The sequence below is a fragment of the Paraburkholderia megapolitana genome, assembly GCF_007556815.1.
In the GTDB taxonomy this organism is placed as follows: Bacteria; Pseudomonadota; Gammaproteobacteria; order Burkholderiales; family Burkholderiaceae; genus Paraburkholderia; species Paraburkholderia megapolitana.
Genome location: NZ_CP041745.1, coordinates 1,169,873 through 1,193,291, shown reverse-complemented (window position 1 = coordinate 1,193,291; position 23,419 = coordinate 1,169,873). Strand labels below are relative to the sequence as shown.

23 protein-coding genes and 1 other RNA gene are annotated in these 23,419 nt (G+C 65.5%); 14 read left to right on the top strand and 10 right to left on the bottom strand.

Annotation, left to right across the window (positions count from 1 at the left end; genetic code table 11):
* Positions 1–64: 64 nt before the first annotated feature.
* A complete protein-coding gene (locus tag FNZ07_RS18755; RefSeq protein WP_091010847.1) occupies positions 65–4,336 on the bottom strand; it encodes a translocation/assembly module TamB domain-containing protein in 4,272 nt (1,423 codons plus the stop codon).
* Positions 4,337–4,376: 40 nt separating this feature from the next.
* The gene (locus tag FNZ07_RS18750) at positions 4,377–6,083 is read right to left on the bottom strand and encodes an autotransporter assembly complex protein TamA (protein ID WP_091010944.1); all 1,707 of its coding nucleotides are present in this window, start codon (positions 6,081–6,083) and stop codon (positions 4,377–4,379) included.
* Between the two features lie 411 nt (positions 6,084–6,494).
* Between FNZ07_RS18750 and FNZ07_RS18745 the strand changes: the two genes are divergently transcribed.
* The 4 genes from FNZ07_RS18745 (at position 6,495) to panD (ending at position 8,902) form a co-directional block, all read left to right on the top strand.
* On the top strand, positions 6,495–6,680 hold the full coding sequence (locus FNZ07_RS18745) for a DUF3460 family protein (protein WP_091010846.1): 186 nt from the start codon (positions 6,495–6,497) through the stop codon (positions 6,678–6,680).
* Between the two features lie 2 nt (positions 6,681–6,682).
* Entirely contained in the window at positions 6,683–7,555 is an 873-nt protein-coding gene (locus FNZ07_RS18740) for a segregation and condensation protein A (RefSeq protein WP_091010845.1), read from the top strand.
* 48 nt (positions 7,556–7,603) lie between these two features.
* Positions 7,604–8,437 (top strand): pantoate--beta-alanine ligase, encoded by an 834-nt coding sequence (panC, locus tag FNZ07_RS18735; RefSeq protein WP_091010844.1) that lies wholly within the window; start codon positions 7,604–7,606, stop codon positions 8,435–8,437.
* A gap of 78 nt (positions 8,438–8,515) precedes the next feature.
* Positions 8,516–8,902 (top strand): aspartate 1-decarboxylase, encoded by a 387-nt coding sequence (panD, locus tag FNZ07_RS18730; protein ID WP_091010843.1) that lies wholly within the window; start codon positions 8,516–8,518, stop codon positions 8,900–8,902.
* Positions 8,903–8,962: 60 nt separating this feature from the next.
* Here the strand turns inward: panD and FNZ07_RS18725 are convergent, their stop codons facing one another.
* Positions 8,963–9,592: a ParA family protein gene (locus tag FNZ07_RS18725; protein ID WP_091010842.1), complete on the bottom strand. Its 630-nt coding sequence runs from the start codon at positions 9,590–9,592 to the stop codon at positions 8,963–8,965.
* A gap of 153 nt (positions 9,593–9,745) precedes the next feature.
* On the opposite strand from FNZ07_RS18725, the gene FNZ07_RS18720 reads away from it, so the two are divergent.
* On the top strand, positions 9,746–10,165 hold the full coding sequence (locus FNZ07_RS18720; RefSeq protein ID WP_091010841.1) for a PaaI family thioesterase: 420 nt from the start codon (positions 9,746–9,748) through the stop codon (positions 10,163–10,165).
* 84 nt (positions 10,166–10,249) lie between these two features.
* On the opposite strand, the gene FNZ07_RS18715 is transcribed toward FNZ07_RS18720, so the two are convergent.
* Positions 10,250–10,666, bottom strand: coding sequence for a DoxX family protein (locus FNZ07_RS18715; protein WP_091010840.1), 417 nt, complete (start codon positions 10,664–10,666; stop codon positions 10,250–10,252).
* 126 nt (positions 10,667–10,792) lie between these two features.
* Positions 10,793–12,280, bottom strand: coding sequence for a cobyric acid synthase (locus FNZ07_RS18710; protein ID WP_091010839.1), 1,488 nt, complete (start codon positions 12,278–12,280; stop codon positions 10,793–10,795).
* A gap of 184 nt (positions 12,281–12,464) precedes the next feature.
* Here FNZ07_RS18710 and cobU point away from each other — a divergent pair, with 184 nt between their 5' ends.
* From cobU to FNZ07_RS18690, 4 genes are read left to right on the top strand one after another with little or no spacing between them, the layout of a single operon-like run.
* A complete protein-coding gene (gene cobU / locus FNZ07_RS18705) occupies positions 12,465–13,010 on the top strand; it encodes a bifunctional adenosylcobinamide kinase/adenosylcobinamide-phosphate guanylyltransferase (RefSeq protein WP_091010838.1) in 546 nt (181 codons plus the stop codon).
* Complete coding sequence (cbiB, locus tag FNZ07_RS18700) at positions 13,007–13,948, top strand: adenosylcobinamide-phosphate synthase CbiB (RefSeq protein ID WP_091010837.1); 942 nt, start codon at positions 13,007–13,009, stop codon at positions 13,946–13,948. The genes cobU and cbiB overlap by 4 nt, the downstream gene beginning before the upstream one ends.
* Positions 13,941–15,068: a threonine-phosphate decarboxylase CobD gene (cobD, locus tag FNZ07_RS18695; RefSeq protein WP_091010836.1), complete on the top strand. Its 1,128-nt coding sequence runs from the start codon at positions 13,941–13,943 to the stop codon at positions 15,066–15,068. Before cbiB ends, cobD begins: the two co-directional genes overlap by 8 nt.
* A gap of 37 nt (positions 15,069–15,105) precedes the next feature.
* Complete coding sequence (locus tag FNZ07_RS18690) at positions 15,106–16,044, top strand: cobalamin-binding protein (protein ID WP_091010943.1); 939 nt, start codon at positions 15,106–15,108, stop codon at positions 16,042–16,044.
* 43 nt (positions 16,045–16,087) lie between these two features.
* Here the strand turns inward: FNZ07_RS18690 and cobC are convergent, their stop codons facing one another.
* From cobC to FNZ07_RS18665, 5 genes are read right to left on the bottom strand one after another with little or no spacing between them, the layout of a single operon-like run.
* On the bottom strand, positions 16,088–16,681 hold the full coding sequence (gene cobC, locus FNZ07_RS18685; protein ID WP_091010835.1) for an alpha-ribazole phosphatase: 594 nt from the start codon (positions 16,679–16,681) through the stop codon (positions 16,088–16,090).
* Positions 16,666–17,424, bottom strand: coding sequence for an adenosylcobinamide-GDP ribazoletransferase (locus FNZ07_RS18680; protein ID WP_091010942.1), 759 nt, complete (start codon positions 17,422–17,424; stop codon positions 16,666–16,668). The genes cobC and FNZ07_RS18680 overlap by 16 nt, the downstream gene beginning before the upstream one ends.
* A 28-nt stretch (positions 17,425–17,452) precedes the next feature.
* Positions 17,453–18,508: a nicotinate-nucleotide--dimethylbenzimidazole phosphoribosyltransferase gene (gene cobT, locus FNZ07_RS18675; protein WP_091010834.1), complete on the bottom strand. Its 1,056-nt coding sequence runs from the start codon at positions 18,506–18,508 to the stop codon at positions 17,453–17,455.
* A gap of 34 nt (positions 18,509–18,542) precedes the next feature.
* A complete protein-coding gene (locus FNZ07_RS18670; protein ID WP_091010833.1) occupies positions 18,543–19,394 on the bottom strand; it encodes an ABC transporter ATP-binding protein in 852 nt (283 codons plus the stop codon).
* A complete protein-coding gene (locus tag FNZ07_RS18665) occupies positions 19,391–20,395 on the bottom strand; it encodes a FecCD family ABC transporter permease (protein WP_245811431.1) in 1,005 nt (334 codons plus the stop codon). The genes FNZ07_RS18670 and FNZ07_RS18665 overlap by 4 nt, the downstream gene beginning before the upstream one ends.
* Before the next feature lie 489 nt (positions 20,396–20,884).
* Here FNZ07_RS18665 and FNZ07_RS18660 point away from each other — a divergent pair, with 489 nt between their 5' ends.
* From FNZ07_RS18660 to FNZ07_RS18640, 5 genes are all read left to right on the top strand, one after another.
* Positions 20,885–21,244 (top strand): ATPase, encoded by a 360-nt coding sequence (locus FNZ07_RS18660; protein WP_091010831.1) that lies wholly within the window; start codon positions 20,885–20,887, stop codon positions 21,242–21,244.
* A complete protein-coding gene (locus FNZ07_RS18655) occupies positions 21,241–21,555 on the top strand; it encodes a cell division protein ZapA (protein WP_091010830.1) in 315 nt (104 codons plus the stop codon). The genes FNZ07_RS18660 and FNZ07_RS18655 overlap by 4 nt, the downstream gene beginning before the upstream one ends.
* Before the next feature lie 80 nt (positions 21,556–21,635).
* Positions 21,636–21,817: non-coding RNA, 6S RNA (gene ssrS, locus FNZ07_RS18650), on the top strand.
* A gap of 120 nt (positions 21,818–21,937) precedes the next feature.
* On the top strand, positions 21,938–22,396 hold the full coding sequence (locus FNZ07_RS18645; protein WP_091010829.1) for an EVE domain-containing protein: 459 nt from the start codon (positions 21,938–21,940) through the stop codon (positions 22,394–22,396).
* 214 nt (positions 22,397–22,610) lie between these two features.
* Positions 22,611–23,342: an SIMPL domain-containing protein gene (locus FNZ07_RS18640; RefSeq protein WP_091010828.1), complete on the top strand. Its 732-nt coding sequence runs from the start codon at positions 22,611–22,613 to the stop codon at positions 23,340–23,342.
* The last annotated feature ends 77 nt before the right edge of the window (positions 23,343–23,419 follow it).

Genomic DNA, 23,419 nt, shown 5'->3' with positions numbered 1-23,419 from the left:
AAAGCGGTAAAAAAGCGGCGGGCTCTAAAAAAGCCCGCCGCTTTTTTTCATGGCTGCAACGACACTACCAGTGAAATCGATCGAAACGCCGCGTGTACAGCAGGTCGATACCCTGGAACGTCCCGCCATATGCGGCGATCGACCAGAAGCGCGTCAGGTTGACGGTTGCCTTGATCGCATTCGCCGCCGACTGCAGGCCCTGTTCGTAGCCGAGCACGAGCCATTCGCTGATCGCCTTCGACACCATCACGACCTGCGGGTCCGTCAATCCGACTTCGCTGCGCCCCACCGTCACCTCGTCGAGCCCGAACGTCTGCGCGATCCGCTTGCCGCTCACACTGCCGAGCAGCGCAAGCGCGGTCGTCATCGTGCTCTGCTGGCCGAGGTTGTTGCCCTGGTCGGTGCCGTGACCGAACAGCAGCCATGAGAGCTTTTCGTTGTCGGGCACGTTCGGCTCCGACACGAGCTTCGCGTTCGGCGCCTGGACCGTGCCGGTCACCTGCACGCCGGCTTCGACCTGCTGGTTGCGGCGCATCGCGAGAATGTTGATGCCGGGATTCGACACCGGTCCGTTGAACGTGAAGAAACCGTTCTCGATCGCCAGCTTGCGACCGAACGCCGTGTAGGTCGAACCTTCCGTCACACGCACATTGCCGACCGCGCGCAGCGGCTGGTTCGGCGCGCTCATCGCGGTGATCGTGCCGCGCAGGCCGAGATCCGCGCCCTGGCCGCGGAAGCGGAAGTTGTTGCCGAGATCGAGGTCGATGTTCGCGCGCGGCGCAAAACGGCCGACGGGCTTGTCGGTGGCGGCCACCGCATCGGGCTTCTTCTCGCCGCGCACCGTGCCATCCGCCCGCACGATCACGACATCGTCGCCGAGACTCGGCGAGGCTTCTTCGGGCAGATCGAAGAGCGCGTGGTCGACGTTAAATTTGCCGTTGATCGCCATGCCGCCCTGCGGTCCCGCATTCGCAACGCTCGCGCTACCAGACAGCGACAACTCGCGGTCCGGCGCCGCGAACAGTTCGAGCTTGTCGGCAACGATGCTCGCGGTGAGATCGGGTTCCGCGCCGTCGAGCCGCACGCGACCGGTCGCGCGCAGCGTACCGCTCGCGCCATGGAATTCGACCTGCTGGAAATCGACGAGATTTTCTGACAGCGCGATGCGGACCACGCCGCCCTTCAGTTGTACGCCCTGGTCGACGAGTGTTGCCGACAACCCATCGCCGGTCAGCGAGCCCGACAGGTTCGGTTTCGCCACCGTCCCGCCGAGCGCGAGCTTCAAGGCCAGGTGGCCATCGAGCAGATAGCTGGGCCCGAACAGTCCGCCCGTCGTCTTCAGCGACGGCAAGTCTGCGTCGACCTTGCCGGTGAGCGGCGCGTCGTCGTCGACGGTCAGTGCGCCATCGCGTAGCGCCAGCGCCGTGTGCGCGTCGGCATCGATGACGCCGAGCCGGCTCGCCTGCGCATGCACCGTTGCATTGACGCGATTGCCGCCGCTGAAGTCGGCACGCGCAGCGATATCGGTAATGCCCAGCGATGCAATGCCGCGGCCCACCTCGACCGTCACATCGCCACCGCGGCGCTTCAACTGGACGTGGCCGCTCGCCGTGTCGCCAAGCGCAAAGTCCCAGTCGCCGTCGAATACGAGGTCGGTCTTCACCGGCGACGCATCGCCGGTGATCTCTTCGCGCAGTGCCAGCAAGCGCGCGAGCGACACGTCTGTCAACGTGCCCGCCGAGCGGATGCGTCCGTGATCGAGTGCGAACGATTTCAGATCGAGCACCGCACCTTCGAGCGTGAGCCGCGTCGCGCCCAACGTCACCCGTCCGGCACCGGCACTCACCGTGAGCGGCGTTTCGAGATTCACCGCCGGCGTGCCGCGATTCTGCAGGCGCGTGACCGTGCCGTCCCAGCGCGTGCCGTCGCGTGCTTCGGTCAGGTGGCCGTTCGCGCCGAGTGTCAATTCGACGGTGCGGCCTTCCACCTTGCCGGACGCGGCGGCTTCGAGCGTGTGATTCGCGCGAGTGCCGCCGAGGCGCGCGGTCAGCGTCGCGAGATCGACACCGGCCGCGCTGAGATTGCGCGCGTCGGTGGTGAAGACGAGCGCGCCGTTTGCGCCATCGCGCAGCTCGGCATGGCCCTGCGCATGACCGAGCCGGGTCGTGCCGAACGCGACACTGTCCGCGTTGTAGTCGAGCACGACGTTCGGATGCGCAAACGAACCTGTCAGATCGCCGTTCGCGGCCACGACACCCGCGAGGCCGAAGCCGAGCCGTTCGAGTTGCGGCGCGTCGATGCGAAAGCGCAGCCGGTCACCGGGCGCGCCGAAGCTGCCCTGCAGATCCACCTGGTTGCCCGCCACCGACAGGTTCGCGCGGCTCGGCAACAGTCGCGTGCCGGCGAGTTGGATCGTGCCACCGCCGGTCAGCGGCAGGCCGTCGTAGACGCTGTCGCCGAGCTTGAAATCGGCCTTCGTCGTGAAGCCCGGGGCGAGTACGCCCGCTGCGTTCAGCGTGCCGGTGACGCGTGCTTCGATCTTGCCCGTCTGTGCTGGAGCTGCGCTGCGTTTTGCGGAGTTGGTGGCGGAGTTGGCAGCGCTCTTTGCCGCGGGTTTTGCCGCGGATTCCGCGCCCGATTTCGCGCCTGATCGCGCAACGGCCGGTGCGGCACGCGCCGGTGTCTGTACGGTCAGCGCGAACGGATCGAAATCGGTTAGCGCAGCCTTCAGGTTGTAGGTCGAATTCGCGTCGTGCTTGATCGCGCCGGACAGATCGATACGGCCCTTGCCCGCGCTGACCTTCACGTCGTTGAAGCTCATCCGCGCGGGGTCGAACGTTATCTTGCCTTGCGCGCGAAGTGCGGCCTTCGGGTCGGCGAGATCGAGCGTGATGCTCTGCACGTCGTCGTTCAGGCGGATGCCGACCGGGCCGCTCAACTGCGTCGCGCGCACGCTCGCTTCGAGCGCGTTCAGATCGAGGTTGGCCACCTTCAGATCGAACTGGCCGTACTTGCCCTTCAGCGCACCGCCACCGGTGATGGTCGCGTTCTTCACGAGCCGTACGTTCAGGTTCGACAGGCGCTGGCTTGCAGCATCGAGGCGAATGTCGGCATGCGCATCGATGAGGGGCAGCAGATGCTGGTCGATCGCGCCGGGCTTCGCGTTGACGATCGAGACGGTGCCGGCTACGGCGAAAGCGGGGGCGGTGTTGTTTGCCGCCGCAGCGGTCAGCGCTTTCTGGGCGACAGCCGGGCCGCTTGCCGTGCTTGCCGTGCTTGCCGTGCTTGCCGTGCTTGCCGTGCTTGCCGTGCTTGCCGTGCTTGCCGTGCTTGCCGTGCTTGCCGTGCTTGCCACCGCCGCCGAAGCAACAACCGCTTCCCCACTCGCCGGCTGCAACTCAGCCCGCACCGCGAGATCCGCCTGCGGCGCCCCCGGCGCAAATGCCTGCGGATTCACATGATCGAACGTCAGCGTCGCGCGTTGCAACGGTACCGCGGCGAACGGCGTCGCCTCCACATGCGCGTGCCCCGTGAGCTTCATCCCGCTCGCATCGAGTTCGGCGACGAGCGTTTCCAGCGATCCAGTCAGGTTGCCGCGCACCTCGACCGCTTCCTCGTTAACCTTGCCCGCATAACCGATCTCACCGGTTAGCGGAAACGGCCGCACACCGTCGAGCTTCGCATGCGCTGTCAGCGCGCCGAACGGCGTGTCGAGCCGCTCCACCGCCGCCTCGTGATGCCGGCCGTCGCTACGCCCATGAAACAACAGCCGGGAGAACTCGGTCGTCGATGTGCCTTCGTGCAGCAACAAGCGCTCGACGCGCAGGTCGCGCACCTCGAGCTGCATCGGCAGTTGCAGGTCCTGCGGCAACTTCGTCGGCTCCGAAGACGACGATGTCGACGGCACGAGCCGCGCGTCGATGGTGCCGATGTGCAGGTAGTCGATCGAGTAACGCCACGGCGCTCGCGTGAGCGCCCACTTGCCCGCCACACTGTCGACCTTGATGTCGGTGCCGTCGGCGCCGCGCCATTCGACATGGCGCAAGCGCACGCCGGTGGCGAGCGCCCCGCCGTCGAGCGTGCCGGACAACTGGCCGCCCAGCAGTCTCACCGCCGCGCGCCAGACGTAGCCGGTACCGCGCTCGGTTGCGAGCGCGCCGTACACCAGACCGACCGCGAGCGCCGCGAGCAACACCAGTACACCAACGGTCCACGCCAGCACCTTCCACAGACGCCGGCCGCGCGGACGCCCGGACGGCGGCGGCGTGCCAGCGCCGTCGGGCGAGGCGTCGTCCGGTGCGGGCTGTGGCGGGAGTGCGGAGGAATCCGTGGTCATGCTCGATACAGGCGAATGGGCGATGCAGTGGAGGAAGTCATCAGAAGGCAATCCCGAGCGTCAGATAAGGCCGCACGCTGCGGTTGCGAATGCCGTAGGCAACGTCGATGTTTACCGGTCCGACCGGGCTGCGCCAGCGCGCGCCCACACCGACACCGGAAAAGAAGACCTTTTCGGCCCATGTATCGGTGGCGGTGCCGATATCGAAGAACGTCGCGGCGCCCCAGTCGTGGCTGAACCAGTGCTGGTATTCGACGCTGCCCGTCATCAGATATTTGGTCGGCAGCGTCGAGCCGTCGACCTCGTCACCGATGCTCTGGAAGCTGTACCCACGCACCGAGTTCGAACCGCCCGCGCGAAACAGCAGCGACGCCGGCACGCCCGACGAACTGCCGCCCGTGAACACGCCGCCGAGTTCCGCGCGCAGCACCACGAGGTCGGTCTTGCCGATCGGCAGGTATTGCTGGCCACGCGCATAGCCGCGGACGAAGCTCTGTTCGGTTGCCGCACCCTTCACCGCAAACCCCGCTTCCGCGTGAATCAGGTTGCCGGAGCGCGGGAACAGCGGGTCGTCGGTATTGCGGCGCGTCCACGACCATGACGGTACGAGCGCGTGGCTCGTGGTCGGGTTACCGTTGTTCTGCTCGAGCCGGTCCTGGTAGTAGAGGATCGAGTAGGAATAGTCGATGTTCTGCGACGTGCGGGTTCGCTGCACACCGACACGCGCGCTATAGATCGTCGTGTCCGACACGTCGGTGCTGGTGTACGACGCGAGCACGCTGTTGGTCCACGCGCGCTCGCCGGGCGGCATCGACAGCTGGATCTGGCCGTAGCGCTGGATGCGGTCGACGCGCCCCTGGATCGAGAACGGATACGCATGGCCGAACGTGTCGAGGTACGAATAGGAACCCTGCACATGCGGACCGGTATCGGTCGAATAACCGACGCCGCCGCGCACGCTGTTGTACGGATACTCGCTGACCTTCACGTGGATCGGCGTATCGGCGGGTTTCGTGGGGTCGTTGTCGACGTCGATGGCAACGCTCGCGTAGTACGGCGTGCCCTGCAACTGGCGCTGCAGTTCGTTGATGCGCTGTACATCGTAGATCTCGCCGACCGACACCGGATTCACGTTATCGACGATCTTCTCCGGATAGCGCCGCGTGCCCGATACGTCGAGCTTGCCCATCGTGAACGTCGGGCCGCTGTCGTACAGGACGCTGAGCGTTGCGCGGTGCGTGCGCGGATCGATACGTGCCTCCGACTGCGCGATTTTCGCCCCCAGGTAGCGGCGTGCCTGCAGCGCCCTCAGCGACGCGCTCTTCGCATCGTCCCAGCCGGACTGCGAGAACGGGTCGCCTTCGCGCAGCGAAAAGGCGAAACGGGTGGCGTTTTCCTGACTCGGGTCTTCGGTCAGCACGGCGCCGCGAAACGTCAGTGTGATCGCCGAAACCGTCGTGCGCGGGCCGGGATCGACGCTGATCTTCACGCTTTTCTTGCCGTCGACCGTGCGTACGTCCGTCCGTACTACCGGCGAGAAATAGCCCTGCGTCGCGGTGAGATCGCGCACCTGCTGCGGCGTCGCGGTGACGAGAAACTGGAACTGGTCGTCGCTGATGTCATCGCGCTTCGCAAACCGTGCGATGTCCAGATGCGCTTCGAGCAGCTTGCGCAGCGAGCGCGGCGAGGTCTCGATGTCGACCTTGTAGGCGGCGCGCGCCGCGTGTGCGTCGCTGGCGGCAAACATGAATGCGAGGACCAGCAGGCATCCCGCCAACCACGCGCGCAACGGCCACGGCGCATGGCGCGCCGCTCCGCGCTGCCGCGGGCTGCCGTGACCGGGCCCCCAGCCAGGGCGGCGCACGTACGACGGTTCGATCGGACACCCCGCCAAACAGGACCTCCCAGGCCGTGGTTGATATGAATGGTTAATTCGGCGCTGCGAGCGTGGCCGAAGCTCGCTATTTGACCACATCGGCAGGGCCTGGCCTCCGCTGACCTGCGTGCGCTGCTCGCCTTGGACGCGCGCCCCCGGCCGATGTTCCGCAAATTCGACCGCGCGCTTTCGCATGCTGTAAAATTCCGCCACACCGCGCGAAAAGCCGCCGGGCAGACCTCCCGCCCCGCTGCCGCCCTCCTCTTTCACGGACGTCGAGCCATGTATCAATCGGACATCACCCAGTTTCTGAACCAGCTCAAAGAACAAAAGCCCGCCCTCGAAGCGGAACAGCGCCGTGGCCGTTCGCTGCTGTGGGACAAACAGCCGGTCGATCTCGACGAACGCGCGCACCAGCAAGCCTCGCGCGTAGAACAAACGCCTTACGTCTACTACCAGAACTTCTGAGCGTGACGACCGCCGACGAGGCCCGCCCGGCGCAGGATCAGTCCGACGCCGCGCTCGCTGCGCCCGTAACCGATACGACACCCGATACCGTCGACGGTATCGCGTTCGCGCGCCTGTACGGCGAACCGCTCTTCAAGCTCCCGCAAGACCTGTATATCCCGCCGGATGCGCTCGAGGTCTTTCTCGAAACGTTCGAAGGCCCGCTCGATCTGCTGCTGTACCTGATCCGCAAGCAGAACTTCAACGTGCTCGACATCCCGATGGCCGACGTCACCGTGCAGTACCTCGGTTACGTCGAACAGCTGCGCGAGTCGAATCTCGAACTGGCATCCGAATACCTGCTGATGGCCGCGATGCTGATCGAGATCAAGTCGCGCATGCTGCTGCCGGTCAGAAAAGCCGATAGCGGCGAGGAAGCGGAAGATCCGCGCGCCGAACTCGTGCGCCGTCTGCTCGAGTACGAGCAGATGAAGCTCGCGGCGCAGCGTCTCGACCAGTTGCCGCAGCTCGGCCGCGACTTCCTGCGCGCCGAGGTGTACATCGAACAGAGCATGACGCCGCGCTTTCCGGACGTGAACAGCGACGATCTGCGCGCGGCCTGGGCGGATGTGATCAAGCGGGCGAAGCTCGTCCAGCATCACCGCATCTCGCGCGAGGAACTGTCGGTGCGCGAGCACATGAGCACGATCCTGCGCCGGCTGCAGAATGCGCGCTTCATGGAATTCTCGGATCTGTTCGACACATCGCGCGGTGTGCCGGTGGTCGTGGTGAACTTCATCGCGATGCTGGAGCTGTCGCGCGAATCGCTGATCGAGATCACCCAGGCCGAACCGTTTGCGCCGATCTACGTGCGCCTCGCGTATCTGCCGGCATAACTACGGAGACCCGCCACCCCGCCCCGTGCGAGGAGTGCACCGCCGATCATGAAAATCATCAGCTCGATCCACGAATTGCGCGACCAGTTGCGCGGCCAGAACCGCACTGCGTTCGTCCCGACGATGGGTAACCTGCACGAAGGCCATCTTTCGCTGATGCGTCTTGCGCGCCAGCACGGCGATCCGGTTGTCGCGAGCATCTTCGTCAACCGGCTGCAATTCGGCCCGAACGAGGACTTCGACAAATACCCGCGCACGTTCGAAGAGGACGTCGAGAAGCTGCAGAAGGAAAACGTCTACGTGCTGTTCGCGCCGACCGAGCGCGATCTGTACCCGGAGCCGCAGCAATATCGCGTGCATCCGCCGCAGGATCTTGGCGACATCCTTGAAGGTGAGTTCCGGCCGGGCTTCTTCCAGGGCGTGTGCACAGTGGTGATGAAGCTGATGTCGTGCGTGCAACCGCGCGTCGCGGTGTTCGGCAAGAAGGATTACCAGCAGTTGATGATCGTGCGACAGATGTGCCACCAGTTCGCGCTCCCAACCGACATCATTGCGGCGGAAACCGTGCGTGACGCCGACGGGCTCGCACTCAGTTCGCGCAACCGCTATCTGCAGCCCACCGAGCGCGCCGAAGCACCGCAACTGGCCATCGCGCTGAACGGTGTGCGCACCGCGGTGCTGGCCGGCGATCGCGACTTCGCGAAGATCGAGCAGCAGGCGATGGCCACGCTCGCCGCACGCGGCTGGCAGCCCGATTACATCGCCGTGCGCAAACGCGTGAACCTGCAGGCACCCGCCGCGCATGAAACCGACGCACCGCTCGTCGTGCTCGCCGCCGCGAAGCTCGGTGCGACGCGCCTGATCGACAACCTCGAAATCTAAAACCCGCCTGAACCTCCCGCCGGCCCGGCGCGCCGCATGCGCCCGGGTCGCGACTACTTGTCCACGGAACGCCCGCCCATGCAACGCCACATGCTGAAGTCGAAGATCCATCGCGCCGCCGTCACGCACTGCGAACTGCACTATGAAGGCTCGTGCGCAATCGACGAGAACCTGCTCGAAGCCGCGAACATCGTCGAAAACGAACGCATCGACATCTGGAACATCAATAACGGCGAGCGTTTTTCGACCTACGCGATCAAGGGCGAGCGCGGCAGCGGCATGATTTCGCTGAATGGGTCGGCGGCGCGCCGGGCGCAACTCGGCGACCTCGTCATCATCGCGGCGTTTGCCACGGTCGACGAGGCGGAGCTAAAAGCGGGATGGAAACCGGACCTGGTGTTCGTCGACGGCGACAACCGGATCAAGGGCAGTCGCGACCACGTGCCGACGCAAACCTGGACCTGATGGCCTTGCGCGTCGGGCCGATCGTGGCCCGAACGCTTCACCGTGCCGCGCGTGGCGGCGTCAGGTTTTCTTGCTGGCCCAATCGATGATCGATTGCCACTGCTCCAGGTCCTTCTCGACCCGGCTCTTCGCCACGTCCCACAACGTAAGGCCGTGCGCGGCAAGCTGCACGTAGTTCTGCGTATCGCGCACAAAGCCGAGCACCGGCAGCTTCAGCCCCTCGACAAAACGATGCAACTGATCCGCCGAGCGCGTACGCGCATCGACGCGCATCCCGACCACACCGACCTCGATGCGGCCCTTCCGGATGGCTTTTTCTTTCGCGAGGTGTTCGAGAAATTCCTGAGTGGCGAGGATATCGAACAGCGACGGCTGCAGCGGCACGATGACCTTGTCGGCCAGATCGAGCGCAACGCCGAGGCGGTTGCCGTGCAAGCCGGCAGGCGTATCGATGATCGCGTGCTCGAGGCCCTTGGGCGGTTTGGCCGGCGCCTCGGGGTCGACCTCCCAGATTTCGATCGGCGGGAGCGTGGCGGGCCGCAGCTCGAGCCACGCATGCGCTGAATGCTGTTTGTCCAGATCCGCGAGCGCAACCCACTCGCCCGCGGCGGCGAAATAGCCCGCCAGATTGGTCGACAGCGTGCTCTTGCCCACGCCGCCCTTCGGATTCGCCACCACGATTACCGTCATGAATGCCCCCGGAAGATGGCTGGCGCAGCCAGCCGGTTTGCCGTTTCTTGCCGTCAAAAGTCGATCCAGCCGTTGATAATATCGGCAAAACCCGCCGCACCGAAACAAGAACGACCATTCGGTGTGCATTTCTTTCTACGAGGACACCAGACCATGACGAAGCTTCGCCCCGAATACACCCTCGAGCGCATGCAGGAACGCCAGCGCGGCACGCTCCCCGCGCTGATCGGTTTTCGGGCTATTTCGCTTGAAGAAGGCTCATTGAGCGCCGAACTGACGGTACGCCCCGACCTGCTGGCGCCGAACGGCTTCCTGCACGCGGCGACCGTGGTCGCCCTCGCCGATACCGCCTGCGGCTATGCGTGCCTCGCGCACCTGCCGGAGAAAGCTCAGAGTTTCACGACCATCGAACTGAAGAGCAATTTCCTCGGCACCGCGCGGGAAGGGACGATCCGGGCGGTGGCGAAGGGAGTCCATATTGGGCGCACCACGCAGGTCTGGGATGCGACGGTGTTGGACCCGAACGGCAAGACCATTGCGCTGTTTCGCTGCACGCAGATGGTGTTGTATTGAGGAGGGAGTGGCGCGGCGCCTTGTGCGCCTCGCCCAGGCAGCGACTCAGGGCGGGCCAGGCACCAGCAAGCTGATTCAGCGATCTCAGGCCACCGCAGGACGTGCCGCCTTCACCCCAGTGGTTGCGAAAAGACCGTTGCCCAGCAACGACTGCACCACCAGCGTCACCGCCCAGAACGCGGGATATTCCCAGCCGCCGTTCGGCGACGCGAAGCCCCAGCCGTTATGCAAATGGGCGGACATCGCACCGAGCATGAACGGCAGCAGCACCAGCGCGACCCAGCGCACCTGCACGCCGAGCAGCAAGGCGATGCCGCCGAACAGCTCGACAAACGCCGTCACGTAGCCCAGCCAGCCCGGCAGGCCCAGTGAAACGAAAAACTGCGCGGTGCCCGGCAGCGTGAACACAAAGATCTTTTGCAGGCTGTGGGCGAGATACAGCACCCCTAGCGCCACGCGCAGCAGCAGCGCGGCCGCATCGGTGGAACGGTTCGAATGCATGGCGACTCCTTGATGGGTTGAACGGACGGCAAGCAATGCCGTCGTTGGGTCGCACTATATTCGAACCATTGGAGCCGAAAAACGGGCTATGGCGCTTAGATTATTTCCTGCCAGGATTTAATCGATTCACCGATTCGTGGGCTCGCGCATCGACGCGAATAGCCGGGGCAGGTCCAGATGCGCCTCCAGCGTGTCGGCGAGGCGGTCCAGCGAGGCTTCCCGCAGCGCCGGATAGTCGATTTCCTCGGCGGCGCCGAGGCCGGCCCACGCGAGCAACGCCGCGCAGGCAGCCGGCGTGTCGAACAGGCCGTGGACATAGGTGGCGAGAATCTGGTCATCCGCAGAACGCGCGCCGTCGGGACGCGGCCCGGCAACGCTCGCGAGATGCAATGCCGGCGAGGCAAGCGCCGGCCCCTGTGTCTCACCCATGTGGATCTCGTAGCCGGCCGCAGCCGGCGCGCCCGGCAACGCCAGCGTGCCGGTTACGTTGGCGAGCGTTTTCTCGCGTGTCAGCGTCGTCGAAAAGTCGAGCCAGCCGAGCCCAGCCACTGTGCATGGCGCGCCCTCGACGCCATGCGGATCGGCCACTTCGCGCCCCAGCATCTGCATGCCTCCGCAGATACCGATCACCTTGCCGCCGTAGCGCAGATGCCGTTGCAACACCGCGTCCCAACCCTGCGAGCGCAGGAACGCGAGATCGCCCTGCACGTTCTTCGAGCCCGGCAGCACGATCAGATCGGCCGGCGGCGGCGTGCTGCCGCTGCGTACATAGTGAAAATCGACCTGCGGATGCGCGCGCAATGCATCGAAATCGGTGTGATTGCTGATATGCGGCAGCACCGGTACGACGACGCGCAGCACGCCGTTCGCCGTGCCCATGCCCGCGCCCGCGTGGGCGGCCCGCAATTCGCGCGGCAGCATGTCCTCGGCGTCGAGCGTGAGGCCATGCAGATACGGCAGCACGCCGAACACCGGCTTGCCAGTCTGCGCTTCGAGCCAGTCGAGCCCCGGTTGCAGCAGCCCGATATCGCCGCGAAAACGATTGATCACGAAGCCCTGCACTCTTGCCCGTTCGCTGGCCGACAGGCACGCAAGCGTTCCCGTCAGATGCGCGAACACCCCGCCGCGGTCGATATCAGCCACCAGTACCACCGGACAATCGACCGCTTCCGCAAAACCCATGTTCGCGATATCGCGATCACGCAGATTGATCTCGGCGGGACTGCCCGCGCCTTCGACGAAAATCGTCTCGAACCGCGCCTGCAGACGCCGATACGACGCGAGCACTGCATCGAACGCGACCGGCTTGTAGTCGTGATACGCGCGCGCATCGAGATTCATGCGCGCCTTGCCATGGATGATCACCTGCGCGCCGCGGTCGCTGGTCGGCTTGAGCAGCACCGGGTTCAGATCGGTGTGCGCGTCGATCCCCGCGGCGACTGCCTGCAATGCCTGCGCACGACCGATCTCGCCGCCGTCCACCGTGACCGCGCTGTTGAGCGCCATGTTCTGCGGCTTGAACGGCGCGACCTTCGCACCCGCGCGACGGGCGAGCCGGCACAGGCCCGCGACGAGTGTGCTCTTGCCGGCATCGGAAGTCGTGCCCTGGATCATCAGCGTGCCACTTGGCACGGTTGGCACGGTTGGCACGGTCAAACCTGCGGGCGATGGGGCGTCGGATAGCGCAGTCACGGGGTGGACCAGGTGGTAACGAGGTGAACAGGAAAGAGCGCGCATTATCCCATCGCGCGAGCCCGCGACGAGGCTGAACGCGAACCCAAGCCGGTACAATCACGCGATGATTTCCCTCGACCTTACCTTCGTGCTCGGCGGCGCCCGCTCGGGCAAGAGCGCGCACGCCGAACAGCTCGCGAGCGACAGCGCGCTCCCGGTCACCTACATTGCCACCGCACGCATCGCGGATGCCGAATTCGCCGAGCGGGTCGCGCATCATCGCGAGCGACGTCCTGCGCACTGGCGTCTGCTCGAAGCGCCGCTCGATCTGGCCGGCGCTGTCACCGCCACCGATGCGCCTGGGCAATGCATCCTGATCGATTGCCTGACGCTGTGGCTTGCGAACCTGCTGTGTCCACCCGACGGTACGCCCGCCCCGGATGACAGCGTGCAACGTTTCACCGCCTTCGAACACGCACTCGCCCACGCGGTGGGCAAGATCATCATCGTGAGCAACGAGATCGGCCTCGGCGTCGTACCGCTCGGCGCGGCGACGCGTCTCTATGTGGACGAACTCGGCCGGCTCAATCAACGGATCGCCGCGTTGAGTAGCGAAGTCACGATGATGGTCGCGGGCCTGCCGCTCACGCTCAAGACCGCACGCCCATGATCATGCTGTCGCTCCCGCTGACCGCCGCGCTCGCGACGCTTGCCGTCGCCATCGACCGCTGGACCGGCGAGCCGCGCACCGCTCATCCGCTGGTCGGTTTCGGCAAGCTGGCTGGCGCGCTCGAAGCGCGTCTGAACACCGGCCGGCGCGGCCGGCTCGCGGGGCTGCTCGGCTGGCTGCTCGCAGTCGCGCCGCCGGTGGCTATCGCCGCGTGGCTCGTCGCGGTGCTGCCGTTGCCGCTCGCGTGCGCGGTTCACGTCGCGCTGCTCTGGTTCGCACTCGGCGCGCGCAGCCTGCACGATCACATCGCGCCGATCGCCGCCGCGCTTGCGCGGCGCGATCTGGCGCAGGCGCGCGTGCTGACCTCGCGCATCGTGTCGCGCGAAACCGCAACCGCCGACGAAGCCGCGCTCGCGCGCGCCGCTGTCGAATCGGCGCTCGAAAACGGCAACGATGCGATCTTCGGCGCGCTGTTCTGGTTCGCGATCGCGGGTGGTCCTGGCGCGCTCGCGTTCCGTCTTGCCAATACGCTCGACGCGATGTGGGGCTACCGCACGCCGCGCTATCTGCGCTACGGCTGGGCCGCGGCACGCATCGACGATGTGCTCAACTGGATTCCGGCACGGCTGACGGCGACGAGCTACGCGCTGCTCGGCGACACGCGCACCGCGTGGCGCTGCTGGCGCGATCAGGCGCGGCGCTGGGACAGCCCGAACGCGGGGCCGGTGATGGCGGCGGGCGCGGGGAGCCTCAATGTGCGGATCGGTGGGGCGGCTGTGTATCACGGCGCGCTCGAGCAACGTCCGACGCTCGGCGCCGGCGAGCCTGCCGCGGCCCGACACGTTCCAGCCGCGCTGCAACTGGTTGAGCGCACTGTCACACTCTGGCTGGCTGTGTTGATTGTGCTGGCGCTGCTGAGTGTGCCGTTTCATGCGTAGAGAGATCGGTACTGCTACTTCGAACCCGGGTACCGTGCCGGGCGCGGTGACGCACGGCGGCAATCTGCACGAGGCTGCGCGCCTGTACGGCATTCCGTACGCGTCATGGCTCGATCTGTCGACCGGTATCAATCCGTACGGTTATCCCGTACCGCCCGTGCCGCCCGATGTATGGCGACGTCTGCCCGACGAAGGCGACGATTTCGCCGAATGCGCCGCGCGCTATTACGGCGCGCCGGACGCGGAGCATGTGCTGCCGGTGGCCGGCAGCCAGGCGGCGATCCGCGCGTTGCCTGCGTTGTTGTCTGCGTTGCTGCCTGCGCAGCCTGCTTCATCGCCCGGATCGCGACCCGAGTCGTCGACGCGCGCAACCGTCGGTATCGCGCCGCTCACTTATAGCGAATATGCGCCGGCGTTCGCACGCGCAGGCTACGCCGTGAGCCCACTCGACGTAGCGTGCGAGAACCTGCCCGACGCGCTCACCCACGCGGTCGTCGTCAATCCGAACAACCCGACCGCCGCGTATCTCGATGCGAAAAAACTTCTGCGCTGGCACGCGCAGTTGTCAGCACGCGGCGGCACGCTGATCGTCGACGAAGCGTTCGCCGATGCGATGCCGGATATCGCGCCGCGCGCATCGCTGGCCGATCGCGTCGCGTTGCCCGGTCTCGTCGTGCTGCGTTCGCCCGGCAAGTTCTTTGGCCTCGCGGGCGTACGCGCGGGCTTCGTGCTGGCTGCGCCGACGCAGCTTCGCGCATTGCGCGAAGCGCTCGGCGCATGGACGGTCAGCGGTCCCGCTCGTCACGCAGTAAGCGCAGCGTTCGCCGATCGCGCATGGCAACAGCAGATGCGCAACCGCCTCGCCGTAGACAGCGCACGGCTCGTCGATCTACTGCATGCGCATCGTCTGGTATCGCAAGCCACTCCGCTCTTCGCATGGACCGACGACGTGCGTGCCGCTGCGTTGCATCGTGCGCTTGCCGAGCGTGGTATCTGGACACGCCTGTTCGCGCAACCGGCCAGCCTGCGCTTCGGCCTGCCCGCCACACCCTCGGACTGGCAGCGTTTCGAGCGAGCATTGCAGGAGAGCATCGAAGCAATCGATGCGCTGCACAGTTGAGCGCACCGCAACCACCCTGCTCCCTACATTCATCGCAATGATCCGCTCCGTTCGTCTCGCCGCCGTATTTACTCTTGCCTGCGCGACCTTGCTGCCATTCAGCCGCGCTGCGCACGCGGCCATCGCCGTTACCGACGACAGCGGCGCAACCGTCACGCTCGCAGCGCCCGCACAACGCGTGATCAGTCTCGCGCCGCACGTCACCGAGCTGCTCTATGCCGCGGGCGGCGGCGCGAAGCTCGTTGGTGCGGTCACCTACAGCGACTACCCGCCCGAAGCGAAGCAGCTGCCACGCGTCGGCGACAACAAGGCGCTCGACCTCGAACGCATCGTCGCGCTGAAGCCGGACCTGATCGTCGTATGGCGGCACGGTAATGCACAAGTTCAGCTCGAGCGGCTGCGCGAGCTGCACATCCCGCTCTTTTTCAGCGAGCCCAAACATCTCGACGACATCGCGAGCACGTTGACAAAACTCGGCGTGCTGCTCGACACACAGCAAACCGCCGATGCAGCCGCAACTGCATTCCGCCAGCGCATTGCGCAGTTACGCACGCGTTACGCGACGCGGCCGCCCGTGAGTGTGTTCTACCAGGTGTGGGACAAACCGCTGATGACGCTCAACGGCACGCACATGATCAGCGACGTGATCGCGCTGTGCGGCGGGCGCAATGTATTCGGGCAATTGGAACCGCTGGTGCCGACCGTATCGACGGAAGCGGTGCTCGCGGCGAATCCTGAGGCAATCGTCACGGCGTCGCAAGGGGCGACCGCGCCGGACCATCCGTTGTCGCAACTCGACACATGGCGCGCGTGGCCGGCGCTGACAGCGGTCGCGCGCAACAATCTGTTTGCGATCGACGGCGATCTGATCAACCGGCCCGCACCGCGTATCGCGCAGGGTGCTGCGCAGCTGTGCGAGGATCTCGACACGGCGCGCTCGCGTCGACCGGCTGGAGCGGCCGGCAGCGTGCAATAACAACGTCTGAGCAACGCCGATACCTACCGCAAGCGCTGAACGCTTACGCGTTCCAGCGCACCAGCGTCCAGCGCCCGTTCGCTTCGTCGCGCCGCAGCCAGACGATGGCGGCCATCTCGAGCGCCCACTGCACGCAGCGCTCGACCGGCAGTTCCAGCGCAAGCGCCGTAGCGACACGCATGACGCCGGCGTGCGTCACGACATAGGCAACCGACGACGCTTCGCACGCAGCCACCGCGTCATCGAGCCACGCTCCGACGCGCGCCGCGAACTGCGCGACGCTCTCGCCGCCGTGCGGTCGCGCATGATCGAAATCGGCGGCCCATGCATCGAGTTGCGCGCGTTCGATCGCATTCCAGCGCTGCATTTCCCATGCGCCGAAGTTCATCTCTTCGAGACGCGTATCGATACGGCAGGCGCAGTCGAAGTGTCCGGCAAGCGAAGTCGCAATGCTCGCGCAACGCGTCAGCGGACTCGTGAATAGTGCGCGAGGATGCGGCGCGCGCAGCGCAGCCAGACGCGCGACAGCGGCTGCCGATGCAATTGCCGGCTCATGCGCGAGCGGCACGTCGGTGCGGCCGTAGCACACGCCCGCAGCAACGGAAACGGCCGCATGACGGATCAGGACGAGATCCATGCGAGCCCCGTCAGATAGATTGCCAGTTCGAAGATCTGCTGCGCGAAGCCGAGGCAGTCGCCGGTATAACCGCCGATGCGCCGTACCCAGTAGCGACCGATTAAAACGCGCAGCACGACAAGCACCGCGAGCATCGCAAGGCCGCAGCGCCAGTCCGGCCATAACAGCCACGGCAAACCGAACACGGCAGCCACGCCGAAGGCCACTACGCCCATGCGCTGCGCTACCGGTTTTGCCTTGCCTTCGGCGCGCACGTAATCGAGCGTCGTCAGATAGCTGATCGCGCCCGTGCGGCTCGCCGCGTGCGCGGCGATCATCAGCCACGCGGCACGTGCCGGCGGCAACGCCGCGAGCGCCTGCCATTTCAGCGTGAGCGCAAGCACGAGACCGATCGCACCAAATGCACCGATACGCGAGTCCTGCATGATGCGCAGCACATCGTCGCGGGTATAGCCGCCGCCGAACCCATCGCAGCAGTCCGCCAGCCCGTCCTCATGAAACGCACCGGTGACGACGAGCGTCGCGACCATCGACAGCAGCACCGCCACGCCTACGGGAAACAGATGCAGTGCCGCCAGATACACGAGCGCGCCAAGCGCCCCCACCATCGCGCCAACAAGCGGAAAATAGCGCGCCGCCGCATTCAGATAATGCGGCTCGTAGCCGACCCAACGCGGCACGGGCACGCGCGTGAAGTAGCCGAGTGCAGTGAAGAAGTAACGCAGTTCGGTCAACGGATGCATCGACGCCTGCCTCGGATAAGCGCTGCGTTCAGGGCCGGCGGGTGGCGACGCCGGCCGACTCAAAGCTCGCCATCTCGTTGACGATCGCAACAGCTGCACGCAGCAGCGGCACCGCGACCGCGGCGCCCGTGCCCTCGCCGAGCCGCATATCGAGCGCGAGCAGCGGCATCGCGCCGAAGTGATCGAGCATGCGCCGGTGCCCCGCTTCGTTCGACGCATGCGCAAACACGCAATACTCGCGCACGCCCGGCACCAGCGCATCGGCTACCAGCAGCGCGGCCGTCGCGATGAAGCCGTCGACGAGCGTCACCATGCGCGCTTCCGCCGCGGCCATGTAGGCGCCCGCCATCATCGCGATCTCGAAACCGCCGAACGTGGCGAGCACATCGAGTGGATGGATCGACGCCGGATAAAGCGCAAGCGCCGATGCGAGCACGTTGCGCTTTTTCGCGAGTCCGGCGTTATCGAGCCCGGTGCCGCGACCGACACACTCGTCGATCGATACGCCGCACAGCCGGCTCATCAGACACGCAGCCGACGACGTATTCGCAATCCCCATCTCGCCGAAGCCGATCACGTTGGTGCCGAGCGCCGCGTGGTGCCGCACGCGCTCGATGCCGGCCTGCACTGCTGCGATGACCTGGTCGCGCGTCATCGCGGGTTCGTGCATGAAGTTGCGCGTGCCGTATGCGACTGGAATATTGACGAGCCCTTCGCTGTCGGGCAACGGTGTTGCGATACCGGCGTTGACGATCTCGAGCGTCAGGTCGGCAACGCGGCTCAGCGCATTGATCGCGGCGCCGCCCGCGAGGAAGTTCGCGACCATCTGCGCGGTCACCTCCTGCGGATAGGGGCTCACGCCCTCGGCAGCAATGCCGTGGTCGCCCGCGAAGACGATCATGGTCGCGCGGGTCACGCTCGGCTGCGTGGTCTGCTGGATCAGCCCGATCTGCCGCGCGAGCGTCTCCAGGCGGCCCAGACTGCCGGGCGGCTTGGTCTTGGCATCGATGATCCGTTGAAGATCGTCGCGCAAAGAGGAATCGAGCGGCTCGACGACGGGCAAGACAAGAGGTGAAAAGATCATGTTGTCCGGTTGAAAGAAAAACCGTCTGCGCCGATCACCGCGATGAGGGCCGGGCGTTGTCGGACGAATAACGGGACTGTACCGCGGGGATCAGCGCTTCGTGCTCCCCTTCGCGAATCAATATCAGCGGGTAGCCGAACGCGCGGCTCGCCAGTTCGGGCGTCAACACATCGCGCGCGGCGCCGGCCTGCGCATGGCCATTGCCGTCGAGCAGCAACGCATGCGTCGCATAACGGCGCGCGAGGTTCAGGTCGTGGCACGAGAACACGACCGTGCGCCCGGCCTCGCGCGCCCACGCTGTCAGCACGTCGAGACACTCGATCTGATGATGCAGGTCGAGATGCGCAAGCGGCTCGTCGAGCAGCAGCAGGGGCGCATTCTGGCACAGCACAGCGGCAAGCGACACCCGTTGCCGTTCACCGCCCGACAAAGACAGCACGTCGCGCGAAGCGAGTGCGGTGAGTCCGAGCATCGCGAGTGCCGACTGTGCGGCGGCAAGATCGTCCGCGCGTTCCCAGCCCCAGCCGGCCAGGTGCGGAAAGCGATTCAGCATCACGATATCGAGCACGCTCGCGCTGAACGCGTCGTGCAGGCTCTGCGGCATCAGCGCGCGTCGTTGCGCGAGCGGTACGGCGGCCCAGCGATCGAGCGCCACGCCGTCGATCTCGACGTGCCCGGCGGCGGGCCGCAGCAAACCGGCCAGCACCGACAGCAACGTCGTCTTGCCTGCACCGTTCGGCCCGGCGATGCACCACAGCTCGCCGGGGCCGAAGGTCTGCGTGACGTCGTCGAGTAACACGCGCTCGCCGGCGCGCAGCGTCACGTGTTGCATCGCAAGCGTCGCTGCCTGCGGTGCATTCCTGGATGTCGCGTCGTGGCCGGTCATCCGCGCCGCCTGTGCAACAGCATCCAGAGAAACACCGGCACGCCGATCAGCGCGGTGATCACACCGACCGGCAGTTGCGCAGGCGCAATCGCCGTGCGCGCGACCAGGTCGGCGCCCATCACCGCGAGACCGCCGCCTAACGCCGCGGCGGGCAGCAACATCCGCTGATCGTTGCCGAACGCGAGCCGCACCATATGCGGTACCACCAGACCGACGAAGCCGATCGTGCCGCCCGTCGTCACGGCAGCAGCCGCGGCAAGCGACGCGACCAGATAGATGCGCAGGCGCAGCGGCACGACGGCGACGCCGAGCGCCTGCGCGGCCGCATCGCCGCGCAGCAATACGTTGAGTTGCGGCGCGGCGGGCACGATCGCGAGGAGTACGACGACGAGTGCGGCGAGCGCGGTCCACGGCATGCCGCCGCCGTTCAGATCGCCGGTCAGCCAGAACAGCATGCCGCGCAGACGGTTGTCCGGCGCGACGGTGAGCAGCAGCGTGATCGCCGCGCCCCAGCCCGCCGCGACCACGGCACCGGTCAGCAGCAGACGCGGCGATGTGTCCTGCGGTTCGCCGCGCCACAGTTCGCGACGGGCGAGACCGAGCACAAGCAGGATCGATGCAAACGCGCCCGCGAATGCACTTGCATCGACGAGCCATACTGCACAGCCGGCGCTCATCGCCAGCAATGCAAAACTCGCGGCGCCGCCGGACACGCCAAGCACATACGGCTCGGCAAGCGGATTGCGCAGCAGCACCTGCAACAGCGCACCGCCGAGCGCGAGCAGCGCGCCGCACGAGAACCCGGCAAGCGCGCGCGGCAGCCGCAGCGAGCGCACGATCTCGACACCGAGATCGGCGGGCACGGCGTGCGCAGGCAACAATGCGGCGAAGACACGGGCAGGCGGCACAGATACGCTGCCGAGCGACAGCGACGCGACGAACACGGCTGCCGTGCATGCGGCGAGCACGGCCCAGATGACGGCCGCGCGTTGCGCGCTCATGCGTCGAACGGTTCGCGTCGCGATGCGGTTCATCCGTGCAGCATGATGGAGGTGAACGGACTAATCGACGGCGTAGGGCTCGCAGCGCATACCGAGCTGCTGCCGCCCGCCAATCGAGAGACTCGCGAGATTCGTGTGACGGACGCCGCGCCGCGATGTGTTGTAGATAGAGGCGAGTTCATAGTCCTTGTCGAACAGGTTTCGAAAACTCCCCCTGTTTCCCGTTTAACTACGCACGATGCGAAAAAACGCGTGGGCGCCAAAGTGCCGCAAGTGTAGGAGCGCGTACGATGTCGCGTCAAGAAACGGCAATTGCGGTCGTACGTCGGGTGCCGCGGCGACTGAAAAACCGCCGGACATCGGCAAACAACATGACAAAACCCCGCGAAAAACCTGTAAAAAGCACGACTGTTACGTCTCGAAACGAGACAATTATCGGAACCCGCGGCATTCCGCGCTAAAATGTCCCGTCTTAAGAGGACGCAGCACATGCTCACCGAACTCGAAACACTCTCACAGAACATCGGCCGGCTGATCGCGGTCAGCCAGCGTCACTACGCGGCACGCCAGGCGCTCGAAGAGCAGCTCGCGCAGGCCCGCTCGGATTGCGACGCAACGCGCGCCGAACTCGAACACATGCGCGAAGAGCGCAACGCGCTGCAAGCCGAACGCGACGCGCTGTCGGCAAAGATCGACGACGCGCAGGTCAGGCTCAACGCGATCCTCGAAAAACTGCCGCGTGCCAAAGGTCAATCCGAGCAGGACAGTCAACTCGATCTGCTCGCCGCCGCGCAGCACGAGGAAGAAGAGACCCGCAGCGATGCGGCCCGCCACGGAGAAAATGCATGACCACGAAGCAGATCGAAGTCGCGATTCTCGGCCAGACCTATCGTCTCGCCTGCTCGCCGGAAACCGAAGCGGCGTTGCTCGAAGCGGTTGCGCGGGTCGATGCGGAAATGTCAAAAATCCGCACGCACAGCAATGTGCGCGGCATGGATCGCATTGCGGTGATGGCCGCGCTGTCGCTCGCATCGGAACTGCTGAAGCTGCAAGCCAGCGTGCGTCATGGAGAATCGTTTCCCGCCGAAGAAATCCGGCGTACAATGCACCAGATGAACGAGCAGCTCGATACAGTCATTGGCCAGTACGGCGTGCAGTAGTCGCAGCGTAGTCCGAGTCTGGCAAGCATCTCGATTCAAACGGTTTAGTGGGTTGGTGGAACATACCGGCCCAGTTGTTAGCTTCCCTGCCTGGTTTGCCAAGGTCATATATTCCTTGAACCAATGCCATGTGCACGGTTGTGGAAATTTGCAGCACGGGTGTGCGCGTCACTCTGTCTGATGTACCCGAAGTGCTGCTAACTGCGACCAATTCTGAATCTCCGGTTCAGGATGCCGGCCTAGCGGCTATGGCGGGGACTTATTCGAACGGCATCGGACACTCGTCCGGTGCCGTTTTTCTTTGCGCCGCAGTTTGTCTGGTCGCTGTCGTAGTCGCTTTCGTTGTGGTTCTCCCATCCACCCTCACGTTCCTTCGATTCATATGCGCTACTGGCTAATGAAGTCCGAACCGGACGAAGCAAGCATCGACGACCTCGCCCACGCGCCAAAGCACACGCTGCCGTGGACGGGCGTGCGCAACTATCAGGCACGCAACTTCATGCGCGACACGATGCAGCTCGGCGACGGCGTGCTTTTCTATCATTCGAGCTGCCCGGAACCCGGTATTGCCGGGCTGGCGGAAGTGTCGTCGACGGCTTACCCGGACCCGACCCAGTTCGATCCGAAGAGCCCGTACTACGATCCGAAATCGAAGCAGGAAGAGCCGCGCTGGGTGCTCGTCGACGTGGTGTTCAAGAAGAAGACCCCATTGGTCGCACTCGCCGCGCTGCGCGAGCACCCGGAACTCGCGCAGATGCGTGTGCTCGCAAAAGGCAACCGCCTGTCGATCACACCGGTGACGAGCGAGGAATGGCGTTTCATTCTCAAGCGGCTGATGTAAGGCCGTGCCGCCGTCTCAAGCGACGAAACTGAATGACGAAACTACCGGATGACGGGAACCTGTCGGTACGAATTCGCACCTAAGTGACTCGCAAGCGTCGTGCCATTCAGCGTGCCGGACCGCGTCTCCGTCACGGGCATGGAGTGCTACGCGAGCGTGCGCAGCGGCGACCAGCCGGCTGCGCACATACCCTGTTCACGCAAGGAGTCACACAATGACCAGAAAAACTACCATCGCGTTCGCGCTTGCCCTGGCTTCGGCCGCCCCGCTCATGCTGTCGCTCGTACCGTCCGCCGCGCAAGCCCAGGGCGTCGCGCCGTATCAGCCGTCGGGCGTGTTGTCGCTGAACGCGCAGGCCAGCGCCGATGTGCCGCAGGACGTGGTGAACATTACGCTGTTTTACGAGCAGGAAGCGAGCGACCCGGCGTCGCTCACAAACACGCTGAACCAGCATGCCGATGCCGCGCTGCGTCAGGCGAAAGGCGTCAGTGGCGTGACGGCGCGCACGGGCTCGTTCTCGATCAGCCCGTCGACCGATCGCAACGGGCATATCTCCGGCTGGCGCGGCCGCACGGAGATCATCCTCGAATCGCACGATTTCGCCGCGGCGTCGAAGCTCGCGGGCCAGATTGCATCGAACATGCAGGTCGGCGAGGTGCAGTTCTCGTTGTCGCCGGAAGCGCAGCGCGCAGCCGAACAGAAGCTTGCCGGCGAAGCAATCGCCTCGTTCCGCCAGCAGGCTACCGCCTCGGCACAGGCGTTCGGCTATAGCAGCTATACGATCCGTGAAGTCAATATCGGCCGCAACGGCGTGATGCCTCGCCCGATGATGATGATGGCCCGCGCCGCGAGCTTCGAGGCGAAATCCGATTCCGCGCCGGTGCCTATCGAGGCTGGGACGTCGACGGTTACGGTCAATGTGTCGGGGTCGGTGCAGATGAAGTGATGTCACCGGTCGCGCACACGGCGTTCACAACCGCGTGTGTGACGAAAAACGCCACGGTATGCCGTGGCGTCGCGTGA